22 protein-coding genes and 1 riboswitch are annotated in these 20,839 nt (G+C 45.7%); of the genes, 19 read left to right on the forward strand and 3 right to left on the reverse strand.

Features of this window, described 5'->3' with window-relative positions:
• Positions 1–6: 6 nt before the first annotated feature.
• Positions 7–228, reverse strand: a complete 222-nt coding sequence (locus H1230_RS10155) for a hypothetical protein (RefSeq protein WP_239715354.1) — start codon at positions 226–228, stop codon at positions 7–9.
• Positions 229–577: 349 nt separating this feature from the next.
• Here H1230_RS10155 and H1230_RS10160 point away from each other — a divergent pair, with 349 nt between their 5' ends.
• The 9 genes from H1230_RS10160 (at position 578) to H1230_RS10200 (ending at position 10,906) form a co-directional block, all read left to right on the forward strand.
• Positions 578–1,342 (forward strand): DeoR/GlpR family DNA-binding transcription regulator, encoded by a 765-nt coding sequence (locus H1230_RS10160; protein WP_239715355.1) that lies wholly within the window; start codon positions 578–580, stop codon positions 1,340–1,342.
• A 16-nt stretch (positions 1,343–1,358) separates the two neighbouring features.
• Complete coding sequence (pfkB, locus tag H1230_RS10165; protein ID WP_239715356.1) at positions 1,359–2,303, forward strand: 1-phosphofructokinase; 945 nt, start codon at positions 1,359–1,361, stop codon at positions 2,301–2,303.
• Between the two features lie 34 nt (positions 2,304–2,337).
• On the forward strand, positions 2,338–3,714 hold the full coding sequence (locus H1230_RS10170) for a PTS fructose transporter subunit IIC (protein WP_239715357.1): 1,377 nt from the start codon (positions 2,338–2,340) through the stop codon (positions 3,712–3,714).
• Positions 3,711–4,163, forward strand: a complete 453-nt coding sequence (locus H1230_RS10175; protein WP_239715358.1) for a PTS sugar transporter subunit IIA — start codon at positions 3,711–3,713, stop codon at positions 4,161–4,163. The genes H1230_RS10170 and H1230_RS10175 overlap by 4 nt, the downstream gene beginning before the upstream one ends.
• A 183-nt stretch (positions 4,164–4,346) precedes the next feature.
• Positions 4,347–4,847 (forward strand): Crp/Fnr family transcriptional regulator, encoded by a 501-nt coding sequence (locus tag H1230_RS10180; RefSeq protein ID WP_239715359.1) that lies wholly within the window; start codon positions 4,347–4,349, stop codon positions 4,845–4,847.
• A gap of 314 nt (positions 4,848–5,161) precedes the next feature.
• Entirely contained in the window at positions 5,162–5,824 is a 663-nt protein-coding gene (locus tag H1230_RS10185) for a YitT family protein (RefSeq protein WP_239715360.1), read from the forward strand.
• Between the two features lie 366 nt (positions 5,825–6,190).
• A riboswitch (cobalamin riboswitch) is annotated at positions 6,191–6,397 on the forward strand.
• A gap of 153 nt (positions 6,398–6,550) precedes the next feature.
• Positions 6,551–8,848 carry a 5-methyltetrahydropteroyltriglutamate--homocysteine S-methyltransferase gene (metE, locus tag H1230_RS10190; protein WP_239715361.1) on the forward strand — a complete coding sequence of 766 codons (2,298 nt, stop codon included), beginning with the start codon at positions 6,551–6,553 and terminating at the stop codon, positions 8,846–8,848.
• Positions 8,849–9,321: 473 nt separating this feature from the next.
• The gene (locus H1230_RS10195; protein ID WP_239715362.1) at positions 9,322–10,404 is read left to right on the forward strand and encodes a DUF4349 domain-containing protein; all 1,083 of its coding nucleotides are present in this window, start codon (positions 9,322–9,324) and stop codon (positions 10,402–10,404) included.
• An 85-nt stretch (positions 10,405–10,489) separates the two neighbouring features.
• Complete coding sequence (locus H1230_RS10200) at positions 10,490–10,906, forward strand: GNAT family N-acetyltransferase (protein WP_239715363.1); 417 nt, start codon at positions 10,490–10,492, stop codon at positions 10,904–10,906.
• Between the two features lie 165 nt (positions 10,907–11,071).
• Here the strand turns inward: H1230_RS10200 and msrA are convergent, their stop codons facing one another.
• Positions 11,072–12,067: a peptide-methionine (S)-S-oxide reductase MsrA gene (gene msrA / locus H1230_RS10205; RefSeq protein ID WP_239715364.1), complete on the reverse strand. Its 996-nt coding sequence runs from the start codon at positions 12,065–12,067 to the stop codon at positions 11,072–11,074.
• A 92-nt stretch (positions 12,068–12,159) separates the two neighbouring features.
• The gene (locus H1230_RS10210) at positions 12,160–12,780 is read right to left on the reverse strand and encodes a TVP38/TMEM64 family protein (protein ID WP_239715365.1); all 621 of its coding nucleotides are present in this window, start codon (positions 12,778–12,780) and stop codon (positions 12,160–12,162) included.
• Between the two features lie 158 nt (positions 12,781–12,938).
• Here H1230_RS10210 and H1230_RS10215 point away from each other — a divergent pair, with 158 nt between their 5' ends.
• The 10 genes from H1230_RS10215 to H1230_RS10260 all read left to right on the forward strand — a co-directional run bounded on the left by H1230_RS10215 (position 12,939) and on the right by H1230_RS10260 (position 20,627).
• Positions 12,939–13,874, forward strand: a complete 936-nt coding sequence (locus H1230_RS10215) for a Gfo/Idh/MocA family protein (protein WP_239715366.1) — start codon at positions 12,939–12,941, stop codon at positions 13,872–13,874.
• A 45-nt stretch (positions 13,875–13,919) separates the two neighbouring features.
• Complete coding sequence (locus H1230_RS10220; RefSeq protein ID WP_481857167.1) at positions 13,920–14,222, forward strand: hypothetical protein; 303 nt, start codon at positions 13,920–13,922, stop codon at positions 14,220–14,222.
• A 124-nt stretch (positions 14,223–14,346) separates the two neighbouring features.
• Positions 14,347–14,664: a winged helix-turn-helix transcriptional regulator gene (locus tag H1230_RS10225; protein ID WP_239715368.1), complete on the forward strand. Its 318-nt coding sequence runs from the start codon at positions 14,347–14,349 to the stop codon at positions 14,662–14,664.
• 216 nt (positions 14,665–14,880) lie between these two features.
• Positions 14,881–15,612 (forward strand): hypothetical protein, encoded by a 732-nt coding sequence (locus tag H1230_RS10230; protein WP_239715369.1) that lies wholly within the window; start codon positions 14,881–14,883, stop codon positions 15,610–15,612.
• Positions 15,613–15,739: 127 nt separating this feature from the next.
• Positions 15,740–16,417, forward strand: coding sequence for a hypothetical protein (locus H1230_RS10235; RefSeq protein ID WP_239715370.1), 678 nt, complete (start codon positions 15,740–15,742; stop codon positions 16,415–16,417).
• An 87-nt stretch (positions 16,418–16,504) separates the two neighbouring features.
• Positions 16,505–17,065: a hypothetical protein gene (locus H1230_RS10240; protein WP_239715371.1), complete on the forward strand. Its 561-nt coding sequence runs from the start codon at positions 16,505–16,507 to the stop codon at positions 17,063–17,065.
• Between the two features lie 367 nt (positions 17,066–17,432).
• Entirely contained in the window at positions 17,433–17,993 is a 561-nt protein-coding gene (locus tag H1230_RS10245) for a hypothetical protein (RefSeq protein WP_239715372.1), read from the forward strand.
• A gap of 314 nt (positions 17,994–18,307) precedes the next feature.
• Positions 18,308–19,051 (forward strand): iron-sulfur cluster repair di-iron protein, encoded by a 744-nt coding sequence (ric, locus tag H1230_RS10250; RefSeq protein ID WP_239715373.1) that lies wholly within the window; start codon positions 18,308–18,310, stop codon positions 19,049–19,051.
• Between the two features lie 112 nt (positions 19,052–19,163).
• On the forward strand, positions 19,164–19,802 hold the full coding sequence (locus tag H1230_RS10255; protein WP_239715374.1) for a histidine phosphatase family protein: 639 nt from the start codon (positions 19,164–19,166) through the stop codon (positions 19,800–19,802).
• Positions 19,803–19,919: 117 nt separating this feature from the next.
• Positions 19,920–20,627, forward strand: coding sequence for a hypothetical protein (locus tag H1230_RS10260; RefSeq protein WP_239715375.1), 708 nt, complete (start codon positions 19,920–19,922; stop codon positions 20,625–20,627).
• Positions 20,628–20,839: the final 212 nt, after the last annotated feature.

Here is a 20,839-nt window from a genome sequence, read left to right on the forward strand (position 1 = left end):
GAAGAATCAGCGGGGTTTTCGAGTGGTTTTTTTGCTTTTGGAGCGGATGAAGAGTGCTGGTATGACATCGGTTTTCCCTCCGGTTTCCTTGGCGATCTGTTTTGCTTTCATCAGTGACAAAAAGGCGAAAAAATCACCCAGAGCAGTCAGTCCGGCAGCAATGATGGCATAATCTTCAGCGCTTAGCTCTTCAGTCTCTACCGGATTGCTATTCTTTTTATCGGCCATCTCCTGCTCACCCACTTTCCCCAATATGTAATATAAATTATGTTCTAAACACTGAAGTTGAAATAGGCAGTTGGGACGTAATTTCTTTATAGCGGCACTTATGAGGAGAAGATACTTATTTGCCTTAAGGGCAGTAGGATCTTTTCCTCTTTTTCATCTGAAATTTTTCTTATAAAAGCGCTTTACAGGAAATGAAAACGCTGTTACAATCATAAATGAGCACAAGTGGTCAATAACGATCATTCCTAAAAATAAGATGATCATTATCTGGTCATAATAATATATAGATATGCGTAAGCCCTAAGAAACCTTTCAGTGCTGCGCTAACCTATAGATGGAGGGGAACGCGGTGCAGTTTGAGGAAGAAAGAAAGCGGAGTATCGTGCAGTTTGTAGAGCAGCATTCGCGAGGCTCTGTTCAGGAGCTCAGTCAGAAGATGGGTGTTTCCGAATCTACAGTGCGCCGAGATCTTAAAGAGCTAGAAGAAGCGAGGTTGCTAAAGCGCACCCATGGCGGTGCAGTCTCCTTACAAAGCGTTAACTTTGAGGCAGCCATACCGGACAAGGCAGATCGTTTCCTGGATGAGAAGCTGCGGATTGCCCGCAAGGCTGTGGAAATGATCCGTGAGGGCGATGCCATCCTGCTGGATGGTGGAACCACGACCCTGCAGATTGCCAGAGAGCTGAAGACTTTCTCGAATATCAAGGTAATCACCAATTCAATCATGGCTCTGAATGAGCTGAAGGATTGCCGGAATATTGAAGTCTCCATCACGGGTGGGATGCTGCGGCCGGATACGATGGCTTTTGTAGGGCCGATGACCGAGCGTTCTCTTGATATGGTTCGGGTGGATAAGGCATTTCTCGGCACCAACGGATTGGATTTACATGAAGGCATCACCACACCGAATATGTTGGAAGCGGCCACGAAGCGCAAGATGATTGCTGTAGCCAAGCAGGTTATATTGCTTGCTGATCATAGTAAGATTGGCCAGATCTCTTTTTGCAAGGTAGCAGACCTAACGGAAATGAATCATTGCATTCTCGATTCGGGCGTACCAGAGAGCTTCATTCGGGGGATTACAAGCTTAGGCGTTGACTTCACGCTGGTATGAAGTAGAGGAGGTTATCATGAAGAAATTAGTCATCACAGTTACCCTGAATCCGGCTTTAGACAAAACAGTAACGATTGACGGTCTGGAGGTTGGCGGACTGAATCGAGTCAACGATATCCGCACGGATGCGGGCGGCAAGGGAATTAACGTTGCTAAAGTATTGAAGGGCTTTCATGAAGAGGTATCTGCAGTTGGATATATCGGTGGACATAATGGCAAGCTGATCCTTGAACGGTTGGAGCAGGAAGATATCCGGCATTCTTTTACGGAAACGCTGGCAGAGACGAGAATGAACCTCAAGGTTGTGGACAGTAATGTTCAGGTCACGACGGAGATTAACGAGCGTGGGGGTACAGTATCGGTGCCTGAGCGAAATCTTTTTCACGAGTCACTAAGGCTGCTGCTTGAAGAGGCATACATCCTCGTACTGGGAGGCAGTGTTCCTCCGGGAATAGAGTCTTCAGAGTATGCCCTGTTGATTGAGGCTGCCAGGAGTAAAGGGGTCAAGACCATTCTGGATGCTGATGGTGACGCACTGAGATATGGCTTGAAGGCTGGACCGGATGTGATCAAACCGAATATTCATGAGCTGGAACAGCTGGTCGGTACGACGCTTGCGACCGAACAAGAGATTGTCCGAGCAGCCCGACAGCTGATTGCCGAAGGCACTCATTGGGTCATTGTCTCCATGGGGGGCGAAGGCAGTGTGGCCGTCAGTAAAGAGGAAGCCATTCGAGCTCGTCCATTTAGCATTAAGCCCGAAAGCACTGTAGGCGCTGGAGATTCCATGGTAGCAGCGATTGCCTCAAGCTTAATTCATGGGCGCAGTCTTACCGACACACTTTGCTGGGCTACAGCGGCCGGCAGTGTAACCGCCTCCAAACCGGGGACCCAAGTCTGCGGCCCCGAAGAGGTTATTGCCCGCCTGCAAGACGTTGGGATTACAAGCATTGAAGTATAGAGGGTTATAAAAACGCTCGCGGGAGGAATATTAAATGAAAAAACTATTAGCGGTTACAGCTTGTCCCACCGGAATCGCCCACACTTATATGGCAGCTGAATCCCTGCAAAAGGCAGCAGGAGAAATGAATGTCCCAATCAAGGTAGAGACACGGGGGGCCATCGGTATTGAGAATGAATTGAGCGCAGCAGAAATTGCTGAAGCTCATGCCATCATCATTGCAGCGGATACGGATGTGGATGAAGCGCGTTTTGCAGGCAAACCTATCGTGCGGGTTCCTGTTGCCCAAGGGATCAAGATTCCTGGCAAACTGATTGATCAGGCATTGGCTTTGCAGGCTTCAACAGCCTCAGCAGCTCCGCAAGCTGGATCATCCGTAGGTAGCAGCGAGCGTTCCGAAAATTCATTTTATAAAAATCTAATGAATGGTGTATCCCATATGCTGCCGCTGGTAGTTGCTGGGGGTCTCTTGATCGCCTTATCCTTCTTTAAGCTTAATCCGGAAGAAGGAACCTTTTTCGCCAACCTATTGCAAATAGGCGGCGCAGCGATGGGACTTATGGTGCCCATTCTGGCAGCGTTCATTGCCTTTTCCATTGGTGGTAAACCTGCTCTGGCTCCAGGTCTTGTAGGTGGTATGTTGTCGAAAGACCTTGGTGCCGGCTTCCTAGGCGGCATACTCGCCGGTTTCCTGGCGGGTTATATCGCCAGATATTTGATCAAATATATCAAACTGCCGAAATCGATGGAAGGTCTTAAACCACTGCTTATCGTGCCTTTGCTGTCGGTATTTATCATCGGTATGCTTATGATTTATGTCATTGGAACCCCGATTAAAGATTTGATGGACGCTTTGACGATTTGGCTACAAAATATTGGTTCGGGCAATAAAATATTGCTAGGCGCCATATTAGGCGGCATGATGGCGATCGATATGGGTGGACCTTTTAATAAAACAGCTTATACCTTTGCTGTAGGTTTGCTGGCAAGTGGTGTATATGGCCCTATGGCTGCTGTAATGGCCGCGGGTATGACCCCGCCACTTGGCATCTGGCTGGCTACCGTATTGGCTCCAAAGAAATTTACGCTAGAAGAACGCGAAGCTGGTAAAGCCGCTTCCATACTGGGGCTCTCCTTTATTACTGAAGGTGCAATTCCATTTGGAGCTGCTGACCCACTGCGCATCATTCCAGCCTTTATGATCGGCTCTGGCCTGACCGGAGCACTATCCATGGTATTTGATGCTACACTACGTGCACCGCATGGCGGCATCTTCGTTCTGGCAGTTCCTAATGCGATCGGTCAGCCAATGATGTACCTGCTTGCTATTGTAGTCGGTACTGTTGTAACAGCCTTGTTGGTTAACTTGTTCAAAAGAAATAAACCTGCGATTGGAGTTGGCTCTAAATGAATATTCATGAACTATTGACGGAAGAAACGATATTCCTGCCCCTGGAAACAGGAACTAAAGATACTATTATCACCCAGATGACCGCAGGGCTTAAGCTCTCCGGTTCGGTAACAGATGCCGAGCAATATGTGCGTGATGTGCTGATTCGTGAAGCTACCGGTTCTACGGGCATCGGTTTTGGAGTGGCAATCCCCCATGGCAAATCTGTCGGAGTAGCAAAACCAGGGCTGGCCTTAGCCCGCTTGAGCGAGCCTACCGACTGGGATTCCCTTGATGGTACGCCTGTATCCATTGTATTTCTAATCGCTGTGCCTCAGGAGAACGTTGGCAATGAGCATTTGAAGATTCTGGTGGCACTGTCCCGCAAGCTAATTCATGATGAATTCCGCGAGTCGCTGCTGAATGCAGGCAGCAAGCAGGAGTTAATCGATATTCTCAAAAATATGTAGTCTTCTTGTCCTAAAGATATATAAATTAATAAGTCCGGGATGTCTTACAAGCCATGATGATGGCCTTGAGGCATCCCTGTTTTTTTGCCTATATATAATGTAGTTTGGATTAAACTCCATTTTGCAGGTGTATTTTTGTATAATTAAAAATATATATAACGAGAAGGCAAAGGAGAGGGCGAGATGATACTGCACAAAGGGGAGGTCTTGTTCCGGCAAGGCGACGGCTGCGAGTTCCTGTATCAGGTCAAAAACGGGCTGTTCAAGGTAACGAGACTACATGAGAACGGGAATATGGTGTTGTTCAACATACTATATCCTGGAGAGACAGTTCCCCATCATTCCTTGATTTCGCCAAAGGAGGCGCATGGAACAGCGGTTGCGATGATGAAGAGTGAAGTAGAGATAATTTCGGCTGCGGAATGGTATCGACAGCTGCGTGAAGAACCAGGTAAAGCGCTGGAGATAGCGCTCCTCCTTCAGGAGAAGGTGCGCTTCATGCAGACACGGCTTGATCACCTTACAGTTGGGACCCCAGGTGAGCGGATGGAGCTGCTGACCCGCTGGTTTAATGACTATGCTCATGGGACCTCGCTAACAGACCTATTAACACAGGAAGAGATTGGACAATTAATTGGAGTCAGACGTGAAACGGTCAACCGGCTAATGCGCAATTCTGTGTAAAAATGATCACTTTTTATGTAAAAGGGTTTAGAGAAGGCTATCTGCGTGGTATAATGTGCTTAGAACATATTAAATTAGAGAAAGGATCAGGATACCATGTGTCCCCGAAGGACGATTCCCCAAAGGACGATTTGGAAACGTTATGATCTGTCTTATACTTAGCTTCCCTGTAGAAGGTGCGTGTACCGTTAATTGACGAGACCAGCTCTACGAGGGAAGGGAGTATTGTATGCGAAGGAGCAACACCTCCGGTATAACCTGTCGTAGAGGTTGGTGGGACGTCTAGCCGCCATATACGATAAGGGGAGACCTGTATGAGGAACCACAACGGAGTAAGTTATCTGCTCCGATTGACAGTCATTTTGTTTGGAACATTTTTGCTTGCATTTACTTATTACCACATTAATTATCAGAATCATTTGACCGAGGGCGGGTTCGTAGGTTTGTCGCTGCTCGGCAAATATGTATTAGGGGTTTCGCCTTCAATTTCTATTCTTATTCTGGACATTCCAGTACTCTTGGTCGCTATGCTATTCAAAGGGAAAGCGTTCGTCTGCAATACATTTGTGTCTGTAGCAGCCTTTACAATCTTTTATGGACTGATGGAACGTTATTCCGGTTTGGTCATTAATCTGCAGGATAATTTGCCGCTTGCGGCGTTGTTGTCTGGTGTACTTACAGGTTTAGGAGCAGGGTTGGTCCTGCGTGGCGGCGGGGCAAGTGGCGGAGATGATATTTTGTCGCTGCTGATCAGTGAATGGAAAGGTATTAAAGTAGGTACGGTTTTCATCCTGATGGATGTAATCGTTCTGGCGTTATCACTCTTTTATATGCCTCTCAAGGAAACTTTGTATACCGTAATTGCAGTGGTCGTAGCTGGCTATGTTATTACGTTAACTACTTCTTTGGGCAAGCCGAAGCTGGCGAAGATGCCAAAGATTCAGCCAACACTCGGCAAGGCGCAGAATATACGATAATGGAATAGCATAGAGTATTAGCTGCTGTTTCGTGGATATACTAAGAATTAAGGTCAGCCAGAGTTTCTGGTTGACCTTTTTTTGTTGGGATTAGGACTAAGATTTGTTGTACATTATATCTTTTGCTTATAACCTAAATTTAAGGTGGACAAAACTTGGGACAGCACATGCATATCAAAGCCATCGTTTAGAATACCTTCATGGTAGTGATCCAGCTGGGTACGATACTGGGGGTTGTAACTATATTGAGCAGACTTTTCCGGCTTCGGTATAGGTAATTGTTATAGGGCGAACCCCTGCTAATCTATTGCGGAGCGGCTAGAGCTTACAGTATGATGACATCAGATTCAAGACATCGCCAGCAATATTAGATATTTGGAGACAGGTGCTTGCCGGGAATTTAGTATTGCCGGTCAGCTTAAAAGGGAAGTTCGGTGAAACCGACGCGGACCCGCCACTGTAACGGAAGAGTTCTTAGCAACTATAGTCACTGGCAGCTTACGGCTGTCGGGAAGGCTGCTTAAGGATGCTGAGGCCGTTAGCCAGGAGACCTGCCTGTTTCACAGCACTGCTTTTCCTACGGGATATAGGGAGGTGTTAGACGTTAACCATGGGTATATGATGGGCGTCTTTCCCTATGACTTTTTGTAGGGGAAGACGCTCTTTTAGTTGGAATTGATCGAATAAATGGCCCAAATAGAGATGGAGAGAAGGAGTGTTGCGATTATGACGAACAAGGTGAAAGTAAGCAATCTCGGCTATCCGAGAATCGGCAAGAACCGGGAGTGGAAAAAGACACTGGAAGCGTTCTGGTCCGGCAAGACGGATGAAGCCACGTTCCGTTCCGAAATGGCGGGGATACAGCTCCAGCATTTATTGACTCAAAAGGAAGCGGGAATTGAGCTTATTCCGGTCAATGATTTTACCTTCTATGATCATGTATTGGATACGGCGGTTATGTTCGGCATCGTGCCTCCGCGCTATGATTATGATGGTGGCGACATCCCGCTTGAACTTTATTTTGGCATGGCACGTGGCAATGCGAGAGCGACAGCTTGCGAAATGACAAAATGGTTCAATACGAACTATCATTATATAGTTCCAGAGATTGGCCGGCAAACACCGCGCCTGACCGAGAATAAACCGTTGGCCGCCTACCGCTTCGCCCAAGAGCAGGCGGGGATTGAAGGCAAACCTGTAATTGTAGGACTGTATACCTTCTTAAAACTGTCCAAAGGTTTCCCGTCCACTGCAATTGCGGACGTTGCCGAACGTTTTCTTCCTGTGTATGTGCAACTGCTGCAAGAGCTTGAGGCAGAAGGTGTAGCCTGGGTTCAGATCGATGAACCAGCCATAGTTAGCGGGTTAACTAAGGATGACCAAAGCCTGCTGGAGAGCATTTATCAGACCATTGCAGCCGCTGTACCGGGCTTGAATATTATGCTCCAGACCTATTTCGAAGCTGCTGAACCGTTGGAGGTACTGTTTAAGCTTCCGGTGCAAGGTTTAGGTCTCGACTTCGTACACGATGGAGGCGCGAACCTTGAATCCATTCAACGTCTGGGTTGGCCGCAGGATAAATGGCTGGGTGCCGGCATTATTGATGGACGCAACATTTGGCGCTCGGATCTGGATGCCAAGCTGCAGCTTGTGGAGAAACTGGCTGCCCATGTTGCCCTTGACCACATGATTCTACAACCCTCTTCCAGCTTGCTGCATGTGCCGGTAACGGTACAAGGTGAGGATAAGCTGAAGCTGACGGTGAAGAACGCCTTAGCCTTCGCCGAGGAGAAACTGGCCGAGCTAACTTTGATCGGCGCTGCTGTAAGTGGCGGGGAAGCTTCCGCCGCTGCACTTGCCGCTAGTCGCGAAGCGTTGGCTGCTTTCCGCGCCCTTCCGGAACGTGCTCGGCAGGATGTGGCCGACCAAGTCCGCGGACTTGCGTCTCTGCCGGATAACCGCAGTTTACCTTTCGCAGAGCGCGTCAAGGTTCAGCAGCAGAAGTGGCAGCTTCCGGTGCTGCCGACAACAACCATTGGCAGCTTCCCGCAGACAGTGGAGGTACGCCAAGCCCGGCTGAAATGGCGCAAAGGCGTCTGGAATCAGGAGCGCTATGATTTGTTCATCCGCAAACAGATTGAGGAAGCCATCACCTTTCAGGAGGACTTGGGTCTGGATGTACTAGTTCATGGGGAATTCGAACGCACCGACATGGTGGAGTTCTTCGGTGAGAAGCTGGCGGGTTATTTGTTTACACGTAACGGCTGGGTTCAGTCCTACGGCTCCCGTTGTGTTAAACCTCCGGTGATCTACGCTGATATTGCTTTTATTGAACCTATGACCGTAAAAGAAAGCGTGTATGCCCAGTCCCTCACAAAGCTTCCGGTAAAAGGGATGCTCACCGGTCCGGTTACCATTCTGAACTGGTCGTTCGTGCGTGATGACCTGAGCCGCGAAGCAGTAGCGAACCAGATTGCGCTGGCCTTGCGCCATGAAGTTCTGGCGCTGGAGAATGCGGGCATAGAAATGATTCAGGTCGATGAACCAGCCATTCGTGAAGGGCTGCCCTTGAAGGCTGAGGACCGAGAGCATTATCTACATTGGGCGGTGAAGTCGTTCCGCATTGCGACGAACCTTGTCAAGGATACTACGCAGGTACATACCCATATGTGCTATAGCGAATTTAATGATATGATCGATTCGATTTCGGCTATGGATGCCGATGTAATATCGATTGAAACCTCCCGCAGTCATGGGGAGCTGATTGTCAGCTTTGAGGAGCAGGAATATGATAAAGGCATCGGCCTTGGTGTATATGATATTCACAGCCCGCGCGTTCCCGGCGTAGAAGAAATGACTTCGAATATTGACCGCGCCCTGCGGGTGCTAAATCCGGAGCAGTTCTGGATTAATCCGGATTGTGGTCTCAAAACGCGTGGCTGGCAAGAAACTGAAGGTGCACTGCGCAACATGGTGCAGGCTGCAATTATCGCGCGAGAGAAAACAAAAGTCGGTAGCCGCTAAAACAACTGACTACTTGATAATAGTTCTCATTGTTGTTAGAATAAAATAAGAATAGAAGGAACCCTGGATGGTTCCTTCAGCTCATCCTCTTCACACATTCCGTCTTTTGCCATGAGGATTCACCTCCTTTTGCTAGTGAATGGACAGCATCTTTAAATGAATCACCTGTTCAGCAAGGTGGAGCTTGTCCGAACAGAACATTACCCTCATTCATTATGAATGGAGGGTATTTGTCTTGCTTCAGCAAACTTGATCATTGACAGTCTATTTCAAAAAAATACAAAATAAGTATGTGCTATCTCTTATTTCACTGCAACCTTCCATCTTCTGGAAACGTCAAAAGAAAGAGTCTCGGAAAAAAGAGCTGTACTTATAACAGACATTCCGGAGTCGAAGGTAAGAAACCAAAGAAAGTAAGGTTCACACTACACTTCTGGAGGTATGAGTATGCGAAAATGGGGTCTGCACTACTTATGTTTATTTATTCTTGCAATTGCTTTAGCGGGTTGTGGTTCGGGGGCAGCGATCATAATTCAGCAGCTAACACGGCCAGCAACAGTAAGACTGATTCAGGTGAAGCTAAAGCCGTGTCTAATTCGGCAGACGCTGCTGTTGATCAGAATTACACGGAATCGTCGGAGAGTTTAGCATCAACGGCTGCTGCGCCAGCTTCAAAGGGGGCGGCTGTAGAATCTGGTGGGGACCAGAACGCTGTCATTACGCACTCGACGGCTGAGAATGCAGCGGACGGAACGGCTGGATTTACCGGAAATGATGTTGTAGCCGGACTAAATATGAAGCTGATCTACCACGCCAATCTCAACATGGAGGTAGAGAATTACGCTAAAGCGCAAACTGAAGTCCGCAATATGGTCAGTTTGGCAAATGGCTATATTATCGAATTCACAGAAACTAGTGCTGAATATGAACAGGGTGGCACATTTATTCTGAAAGTACCGGCTTCTGGCTTCTCCTCTTTTCTGAGCAATCTGGATAAGGTTGAACATGAGAAGCTGGAGCGCAGCATTAAAGGACAGGATGTCTCCGAGGAATACGTCGATCTGGGATCACGGCTGAAAGCCAAGCAATTAATGGAAATCCAATATACCGAGTTTATGAAAAAAGCGACAAAATCAAGTGATCTGGTCTCCTTTGCGAATGAGCTGGGTGCCATTCAAGAGCAAATCGAGCAAATTAAGGGCAGAATGCGTTACATTGACCAGAATGTTTCATTCTCCACGGTAGAGCTGCGTCTGTATCAGACCGATAAGGCCGTTGTAGTTAAGGAAGAAACAGATCAAGGGCCGCTGATGGATCGGGCTTCCTCTGCTTTGAATGGTAGTCTACATGCGATATCTGTTACCTTTCAGTGGATCGTTGTCATCTTAGCAGGAGCTCTTCCCCTCCTAATTGTTGTAGGTATTGTTCTGGCGATTGCCTACTGGTTCCGTAAGAATACATTACGTCAACGTAATGAGGAGACTGAGCGGATTCGGCGGACTAGTCGGCAAGATGTGAAGGAAAGCACCGAAGAGGAAGCGAATAAAGAGGAATAGGGAAATTAATGAGGCTCGATCTAGGAATCAGTGGTTGACTAACCGTGGCGGATTCTATTGGAATTGAATGTTGGAGGTGGCGGTTTTGCCCTTTTCTTTTCGCACGGATATGCCAGCTAAAGAGGATTACTTCAATTTATTTCAATCGACGGGTTGGAATCCAGAGGGATATTGGACCCAAGAAATGCTTCATGAAGCAGCCCGAAATAGCTGGCATATTGTAACGATCTATGACGGCGATAAGCTTGTGGCTTCAGGTCGTATGGTCTCCGACGGCATAATACAATGTTTCCTTTGTGAGATGATGGTGCTCCCTGAATATCAGAATCAAGGTCTCGGCAAAGACATCATAAGCCATCTTATAAACCACGCCAAGGATAAAGGAATACGCTGGATTCAACTGGCATCTGCCAAAGGGAAACAAGGGTTTTATGAGAAATTCGGATTTCAGGCCAGAGCGACGGATGCACCGGGGATGAATTTGTTCGTAACTCGAGATTAACAGCACATCATGCCGCTAAATCTCCGGATTCCGGTGTAAGGAAACGCAACTCATATTAGCAGCAGTAACTGATGTTAAATATTTCTACTTAACTTCGGGTCTAATAACAAAAAAACAGCAAGTCCCCTATAACAGGAGATTTGCTGTTTTAGCTTGTTTACAGAGTTACTTATGAGACAGCCCCTGAAAATGAGCACGATACTCTCCATAACCTTCCTGCTCCAAATCTTCTTTGGGCACAAAGCGAAGTGCCGCTGAATTGATGCAGTAGCGCAGGCCGTCCGCTCCGGGACCATCATTAAAGACGTGACCCAGATGAGAATCGGCTACTTTACTGCGGACTTCCGTCCGGATCATGAAATGGGTGAGATCTGCTTTTTCTTTGACGGAATACTTCCGGATTGGACCGGTAAAGCTAGGCCAGCCGCAGTCGGAATCGAATTTGTCCTGTGAGCTGAATAACGGCTCCCCGGATACGATATCTACATAAATGCCATCTCCATGGTGATCCCAGAAATCATTGCGGAAAGGAGATTCCGTAGCACTATTCTGCGTCACTTCATATTGAAGCGGAGTTAAGCGTTCCTTTAGGCTTTTTTTGTCCTCTTTGTGGGTCCAGTGATTCTCGATAAAAGCATCCCGGCCTGACCCTTTACGGTAGCGCTTGTAATGTGCAGGGTTCTTGTGATGATATCCCTGGTGATATTCTTCGGCCCGATAGAAAGCTACTGCTGGAAGGATTGGCGTGACAATTGGTTTGGTGAAGCGTCCGCTCTCCTGTAAGGCTACCTTGGAGGCTTCAGCCTGCTGAAGTTGTTCTTCACTATGCGTGAAGATAGCGGTGCCGTAAGAAGTGCCACGGTCATAGAATTGTCCACCTGCATCGGTTGGATCAATCTGCTGCCAGAACAGTTCGAGCAATTTGCTGTAGGGGAAAATATCAGGATCAAATGTGATCTGCACAGCCTCTACATGCCCTGTGGTTTCCGAGCAAACCTCCTCATAGGTTGGATTCACGGTATGACCACCGGTGTAGCCGGAGACCACTTCAATGATGCCGGGCAGCTCCTCAAACGGGGTGACCATACACCAGAAGCATCCACCTGCGAACGTTGCCTTTTCCGTCTTTGAACCTATATGGTTATGTTGAACATCACTCATTAATATTCCTCCATTCACAGAATGCAATTAAATAGATCACAATCTAATTATAAAGCAAAAAAGCATCGTCTGCCAGCTTGCACTAGTGTTGTTTATATACGGTTCTTCCCATCCGGTGAAGGAGGGCGTAGGGACCAGCCAGCAAGAGCCAGCACAGCGGCGTAGATGATGATGGCGATAACAGCACTTGTTGGATGCTGAAATACATTGCCACCGAGAAAGGCGAATAAGGCTATCCCGGGTATTTTACCGATAGCTGAAGCAGCAATATAACTCCAGAAAGGAAGTCCGGCAGCCCCTGCGTAGACATTAACGACGGTCTGCGGGATAACCGGTGCCAGTCGGGCCAGCACAACAGAGGCGAAAGGGCGCCGTTCCACGGCAGCCGTGAACTTTTCAAGCATCGGCACAGAGGCCAAATAGGTCCTCGCCTTGTGCTGGAACAAATATTTGGTCCCGCCGAACATTATGGCTGCAGCCAGATTAGTAGCCAACCAGCAGATTATTGCACCATACAGACTTCCGTAGGCATATCCGTATAAGCCAATGATGGCTTTATAAGGCACAACTGGAAACATCGCCAGCAAAGTAGCGGTTCCGATGGATAGGATAATATTATGATCCTGCTTCATCCAACTGAGGATGTTATATCTGTAGATAAACGCGATGCTTATGCCCGAAACATACAGGATCGCCACCAGCCATTTTCTCATCTTAATATGCCCCTTCTTCCGCTCCATGTTCTCATCATACTGAAAAAAAACTAATAATTGAAGCAAAGATCATTTGTCACTGCTCTATGTCTTGGTATAATAGCTTGAAGAGACATACGGGAATGGCAAATTCCCGGTATAGAGGGGGATATACACCCATGAGTGGTGCTGAACGAAAAAGAGTGGCCATGATCGGAATCGGCGATATTGCCCGTAAAGTCTATCTGCCGCTGCTCTCCCGTCATGATCATGTTGAGGTCGTAGGCGTTCTCAGCCATTCACCGACAACGGTGCAAAGTGCGATGAACACGTACCGTTTTGCTAAAGGAACTACCCTTTTAGCTGAGTTATTATCCTGGGAGCTTGATGCTGTATTCGTGCATAGTCCCACGCCAACCCATTATGATATCGTCACACAATGCCTTCGGCATGGATTAGCAGTATATGTGGATAAACCTCTTTCCTATGATCTAGGAGAATCCAAGCATATGGCAGCGCTTGCTGTGGATAAAGGGCTTCTATTGGCCGTGGGCTTTAACCGTCGTTATGCTCCGATGTATGCTGCTGCCAAGGCCTGGCTGGAGAAAGCGGGTGGGATTAGCCACTGCAGTGCGATTAAGCATCGAACGAAGCAACAAGCCAGCAGCAGCCATGAAACTGTGCATGATGATCTGATTCATATGCTCGATTTGCTGCTGTGGCTGTGCGGTGGTGATTATGAGTTGCTGCATAGCAATTTGCAATCCGGCACAGACGGGCGATTACTGCAATCCTCCGGGATGCTGGGTTGGGCGAATGGTGCAGTTGGTACGTATAGCATGGTTCGTGATGCCGGTGCAGATCAAGAGAAAGTGGAGCTGCATGGGCATGGAAGATCAGTGGAAGTAGCCGATATGGATAAAGCGGTGCTCTACGAGAATGGTGCGTTGCCGCGCAGCCAGAGCTTTGGAAGCTGGGATACCATTTTGGACAGAAGAGGTTTTGCTGGAGTAGTCGATCATTTTTTGAGCAACATAGATACACCAGAGCAATGCGGAGTTGCTGCTTCAGCTGTATTGCCAAGTCATGTACTGGCAGCCGTGCTGACCAGTTAAAGAATCGCAGAAAGGAGCAGGCTATTGGAAGATGACCGTAAATCGATGGAAGAGCAGATCATCGAAAGCTATAAACGCGATGAAGAGATGATGATTCTTGTATTTGCCCAGTGGTGTGTAAATAATAGTCTGGACCCGCATAGCTTGTATTTACAAGCCTATCCAGAACAGGGGGGGAATGAGGCGCTCAGCAACGCCTTGGCCCTAACCGTATCCTTGGAAGAGGCGGGTTTTATATCCGATGATACCGTTCTTGGAGTGCTCTCGCTCTATGGAAATGATGATCTGGGCTTTGTCGTAACGGAGGTCATATCACAAAGGGCAACATCCACAGGCACGAAGGATTGATTCAGGGATATAATATTTATCGCAGATGAACTTTTTTTTGGGAAACGATGTTCATCCCGATTAAAATGTGGTAAAATTATATATACTAACTAATAGTAAGCTTCACTAGTGAGAGGTGAGAACAATGGAACAACATCAGTTAACGATGTGCCCCAGATTTGAAACTGCCTTCTCTTTCTTAGGCAAACGATGGAATGGACTTATTATTCAGACATTAATGAGCGGACCGAAACGCTTTAAAGATATTTCCGGTCTGATTCCATTAATGAGCGATAAGATGCTATCTGAGCGGATGAAGGATTTGGAATGCGAAGGTATTCTGGTACGCCATGTGTATCCAGAAACACCGGTACGTATTGAGTATGAGCTGACAGACAAAGGTCGTGCACTGGAGCCAGTTATGCAGCAGATTCAGTCTTGGGCCGAGAGCTGGGTAGAGTAGTTCATCTACAGTAAAAGATGAGGGCAGGCTCCTTTTTCCCGCTAATAGGGAGGAGGGGCTTTTTTTATTTTAGAAAAAGATTGCACTTCGGATAGATGTATGTAATATAATAGGAAAAACGTTACTCAGACCGTGCTGGAAACGCTTACTAATATTGGTTCTTGCTCAAATTGCTCAGAGTGGAGTAAGTAGCATCACTATCAGGAGGCGAGGGAGATGAAGACAACCCTGTTTTCCCGGGAGATTGCGTATATCAAAGAGGATGTTGCCGAGCTGGAGACTGCTTCGATCAAGGTGCAGCTCATTTACGACAAGGTGTTGTTCATGCTTCATAGCCATCTTCCTGATTCCTTATGGGAGGCTTGGATCGGCGTGCCCTACAGTATTATTTCTTCTCTTTATAAAGGCAACAATGAGAGCGGGACCATCTTTCAGAAATGGATACAAGGACCTGACGGCTGGAAATGTATTGGCTGTGAGCGGCATTGTCTGGAGTCTACCGATGTTGAAAGAGCAGCCGAGGAGAGAATTTTCGGAGAGCAGCGGAGCTACAAGTTTCACAACGGCATCCGCCAAAGCATGGTGCTGCAGGCGGTCATTTGGTCCATGTACGAGAATACGCAGCTGTTTCACCCTTTCTTAGGCGAGGAGTCCTTTTTTGACGGGGAAGATTTGGATACGATTGCTACCTATTTCGTCCCTACCTATCTCAGCGATGTCCGTCTGCTAGAGCTTTCTAAACCCTGTAAAGAATATAAAGAGCATAACGTACGAGTCTATCAGGAATGGATAGCCGCTCCTAACCTAGTGCTTCAATGGGATGGCGGCCTGACCGAAGGCAGATGGATGACCGGCGTGTATGTCGACCAGTCCCGTTTTGCCGGCTTGGGTCCTTATTTGAAGGATGCGGAGGGCAAGCGAACTTATATGCAGGCATTTGTACAATAAGAGAATGAAGATTAGGGATAAAGAAAATGCACCTTTGCGAATGGTTGTTGCAATATCGCGCTGCGATATGAACCATGGCGGGGTGTTTTTTTATGTTTTAGAATGGTGATAAATAGGGAGTGAATGAATGGTGGCCAAACTCAATGAAGTTCCATGGACAAGAGAACAGCTCTGGAACGGTTGCATGTTAGCAGCTATTGCGCATGCAATTATGGTTTCACATTTTCCGAAATTTTCAAACGAACATTCGTGGGATGGCTTTAATTACAGTGTACAAGATAGTGCAGGTACTAGAGGGACAGTTACTTTTCATCCTGAACTATGTGTTGCGGCATTCCGTAATGAGAAAAGTGGTCGTATTTCAGTTGTTGACAATAAGACGGATAACTATTTTCAAGGCGCGTCTGAAAGGGTTAATGAAGTGGCGCAAGCTGAAACATTGCAATATCTGTTAGATGAAATAAATAACCTGATTACTCCTGTGATTACAACTGCTATTTGGGAAGATAACAATAAAATAGTCACTGCTGATACATTAGAAGATATGATGGATAATGGAGGGTTCATCTTAGAAAGACAGGGAATGGATATGGATTCTGCAATTAAGGCTTGGGTTGATTATTACGAAATGTCGGAAGCGCAAATCGCTCTTATGAAATCAATTTTCGAGAAAAAGATAGTTAATCCAACCACTGATCTATATCTCTCTAAAGAAGAGATTGGAATGATTGGTTCTGATGACCCAGAAGGTTTAGGAGAAAGTAAGATTTCGTTTGAGGAAATAAATATTTTATGGGAAGGGTAGTAATATTAAAATCGTTGGATGAACGGACTGATGGAATCAGTACATGATTGGATATATTTGAACTCGTGGGAACAAGGGAGGTGCATAATGTTAAAGGAACTTTTCAATGAATTCATTGAGTTTTCAATAGAACTGAGGCCTGAATATCCAGAGAGTTTAGGTAAGGCTACAGATGATTGGATGGAAGTATTCAACGGGCTTGCTGAAATACCAAAACTGTTTGAAGTAATATATAGTTCCGTACAGGGAACAAAGAGAGAGACGGAAAATCAAAAACTAATGGATTTCATTCCTGGGTATCGTTTAGTACACATTGAGGAATTTGTTGAAGCGAAGGAAAATTTAGATATCCAAAGTTTCTGGCCCAAAGATGCACTTGTTTTACCGTTACTAGTTAACTATTCGAGCGATTACTTTTGTTATGTAGAGAATTTTGAAGGTAATTCTGGAATCTATTTATATATGCACGATGAGGGCAATCTAAATTTAGTATATCGCTCACCGGAAAAATTTCTAAAGACAGTTATTGAGTTTTATAAGCAACATGTCTACTACTTAGATGATGAGGGTTACCTTGATTATGATTTTCAAAAAGAAAGTACCATAGGCGGTAACCATAACTTTGGTGTAAAGTACTGGAGCATGTGAAAGTTTTATTACCTTGATAAGCTTCGTGCTTTTCAAGGTTTTTTTTACAGATACGTCTAGCCAATAAAAAGATATGCAGAGGAGGATAAGTAAAAAAAGAAATTGTTAAGTGGGAGCCTAATGAACAAACGAGGATTCCATTTGATCCAAATGATGAAGTTAAATTAGGTGAAACATATCAACCAGAAACATATCAACCAAGACATCACGGTCATCACTTTCACGTAGAGGTTAGAACGGACGTTTCAAAAGGCTGTAATAATGCTGGAAATGTGACTAAAGGTCAACCACCTGGATATACATCAGGTTCTGGAACTGGTTTTTTACCAGGAGAAAATTTCCAGGGAAATAGGAGGTAGATTAGAGTATGAAGTCTATTAGAAAAATTGATGTTGAAAGAATAAATGGACAGCAAAGTATTGTTTACTTGACCTTAGATGTTCCTGATGAAGACGTGTTGAATTTGGTTATTCAAGATTTACAGAAGCTAATGAAAGAGAGACTTCCCAAAACTTATGTAATAACAGGGGAAGATATTTATGGCGAAGATAGATTTGGTGATAAAGTTCAAAAATTGCTTGAAAAGGAAATATACATTTCAACAAAGGCATTTTATGATGCGGTAGATTGTTATGAACAAGAGAGTGAAGTAAGTTCCACCATTATAGAATTGAATAAGATTAACCTTACAATATTTTCAAGTATGCTATCTAAATCTTTGTTCACGTACAATTTTATTTATTTTGTAAATGATAAAGCTACTATACAAGACATTAGTAGCAATTTAAGAAACTCAAATAACTTTGAAGATTTAGAAAGTGCTTTGCTAAGTTCAGGTATTATTCTTTCTTCAAGGTTGGAGGGTGCAACAATAGTTATAAAATGTTCAAACAAATATGTTGAAGATATTTTGAAATGTTATGGATAAGTGGAAATAAAAGTATAAATAATCCTTTGTGTTCTTAAACCTTGTTGGGCGTATACGCGGGGTACAAGTGGAATTGAGTTTTGATGAATTTTGTTTTTTTAAAGTGGAAATGTGAAAAAAAGAACTACAAAGGAATCGAGAAGGTTTCTAGGAATAGGGTTTCTGAATGATATCGCTGAACAACACATATAAAATTCACTTTATTCAAAAAACAGATTTAATTTCAGTGCTTACAATCACAAGTTAAGGTTCCTTTCGGGAGTATGGTAAGTAGGAAGAATAAACCTGAACCCACAACCCAAGGAGGAACCCTAATGGAAACCCAACAAACTTATGATAGAACTTCAGAAATAGAACAGTCTTCGCAGAACACTTTTAATGGTGAAGCATTGGTAAGAGATATTGTACTGCAATTCCCTAAAGCTGCAGATTATTTCAAAGCAAACAAGATTGATTTCTGCTGTGGCGGCGCAAGACCGCTGGCGGATGCGGCTGCAGAGCGTGGTCTGGATATTGACAGCATGTTGGGCGATTTGAATAAGCTGCTTGCAGAATATCCGGTGCTTGAAGAAGATAAGGTATGGAATACTGCGCCTTCCGCACAGTTGATCGAACATATTATTAATAAGCACCACCATTATTTACGTGAAGAGTTGCCTCTAATCGGACAAAATGTAGCCAAAGTGTTCCGTGTGCATGGTGAAGATTCTCCTCACTTAGCTGAAATGCATGCGCTGTTCAACACGCTTAAGGAAGAATTGCTGCAGCACACCGCCAAGGAAGAGGAAAGTGAGTTTCCTAAGATATTGGCTTACTCGGCAGATCCTAGTGAAGAAGCTTTAGCCGAGCTGCGTCTTATTCTGAATAAGTTGGAAGACGAGCATGATGCCGCTGGTGATATTCTAAAGAAAATCCGCCTGGTTACTAATGACTTCACCCCTCCGGGCCATGCTTGTACTACCTACCGTTTAACGTATGCCCGGCTCGAAGAGCTGGAAGGAATGACCTTTGAGCATGTTCATCTGGAGAATAACATTTTGTTCCCAAGATATCAGTAACAGTACTAGTTGAATTTAAGAGTCCGTCAAACAGCCAGCCTTCAACCCGGAGGACTGGCTGTTTGGCATCTTTAGGTCCATAGTATATTAGGAACGGGAGATGGAGATCGTTATGAAGCACACTAGACTTTATTTAGCACGGCATGGAGAGACGGAATGGAATATGGTGCATCGTATGCAGGGATTTCAGGATTCAGCCTTGACTGCGCTTGGTCTGCAACAGGCTGAATGGCTGCGAAAAGCTATGCATACGGTACCGCTTGATGCTATCTATGCAAGTCCCAGTCCTCGGGCACTACGTACAGCGGAAATTGTCCGTGCGGAGCGCAGCATCCAGTTGAAGACCACCGAAGTGCTCATGGAAATGGGCTTCGGTGTATGGGAGGGATGTTATTCTTCCGAGGTGGAGTCCCGTTATCCGGAGCAATGGCATAATTTCTGGAAGGAACCCGGGAAGTTTAAAGTTGAGGGAAGCGAGACGTATGCGGAGGTACGGACAAGGGCACTTCATAAACTGAAGGAAATCATGGAGACACATGAGGGGCAATCTGTACTTATTGTAACGCACACTGTAATTATTAAGCATCTGATGGCTTATTTTGAAGGGCGAGCAATGGAGCAGCTTTGGGATTTGCCCTACATCCACCCGACCAGCCTTTGCCAGATTGATATTATCGATGGAGTCCCGGAAATTGTGCTGCACGGAGACATTAGCCATTACGAATCAAGCGAAGTGGGCCCTAGCGTATAATTTATTTGAGAACCGGGCTAATTTGCGTTATCCTGAAAGGGTCAGTATACATAAGAGATTACCAAGCCTGATACGCTGCTAGCAGTTGTCATCGGGTGGGAGAAGGCGGTGCCAGGAATGCCCACAAAACTTCTGTGGCGCTTATTGATAGGAATGATTATTTTAATAACAGCAGGTGGATGTTCGTCATTATTTGAGGACAAGACTAACGGAGATTATGCCGTTGCCAGCACTAATCCTCCGACATTCTCGCTCCTTATTGGCGGCAATGAGCTTACCGAAAGTTCGGACAGGCAGTTAGGCGATTCCTACCACAAAGGGATAACGATTAGAGAGCTGCTGAAGGACAGCGGGATTGTACAATTTGCTCTAGATGGCAACAGTATTCTCTCGGTGAGTGACGTTTCTCTAGGGCTGGGTTTGGATTGGGAGCTTCAGGTAGATGGCAAGATAATTAACGCTGCAGACTTTAATAGTTCCATTGATAAGGATGCACATCTCGTAATAACGGCTAAGTCAGAGACCGGCGGAGATTCATTGCAGTCTGTGATTCTGATAGTAAATGGAGGAAGCGAGCAGGCACAATTGACCCGTTCGTATGTCATGCTGTTTACGGAGGATGTATCGGTAAGAAGCTTGCTGAAGAGCAGTGGAATCGTTCAGTTAGCTGAGAATAACCGGACGGTAGTTTCCGTTAAAGCCTATACGCCACTCACCAGTGAAATATGGAAACTGAAGGTAAACGGCAAGCAACTGCTGGACAGTGGAATGGATATGAAGCTGCGTCCCCAGGATGAGCTGGAGGTTTCATTAACATCGCGTTAACTCTATAAATACATAAATGCCAGATCACCGATGTTTTTGGAGTAGGGGATCTGGCTATTGGTGCGTCATGTCTGCAGCCTCTCATCTGTTAACGCATTAATGTGAAATCCTTCACATTTAATGTGACTGGAATCACCATCACTCTTCAAATTTGAAATGTATAATTTCAATAGGTAGAAGTGAGAGATAGAATCCAGAAGCTTTGAGGAGGC

It is taken from the genome of Paenibacillus sp. 19GGS1-52, from assembly GCF_022369515.1.
GTDB lineage: Bacteria > Bacillota > Bacilli > Paenibacillales > Paenibacillaceae > Paenibacillus_AQ.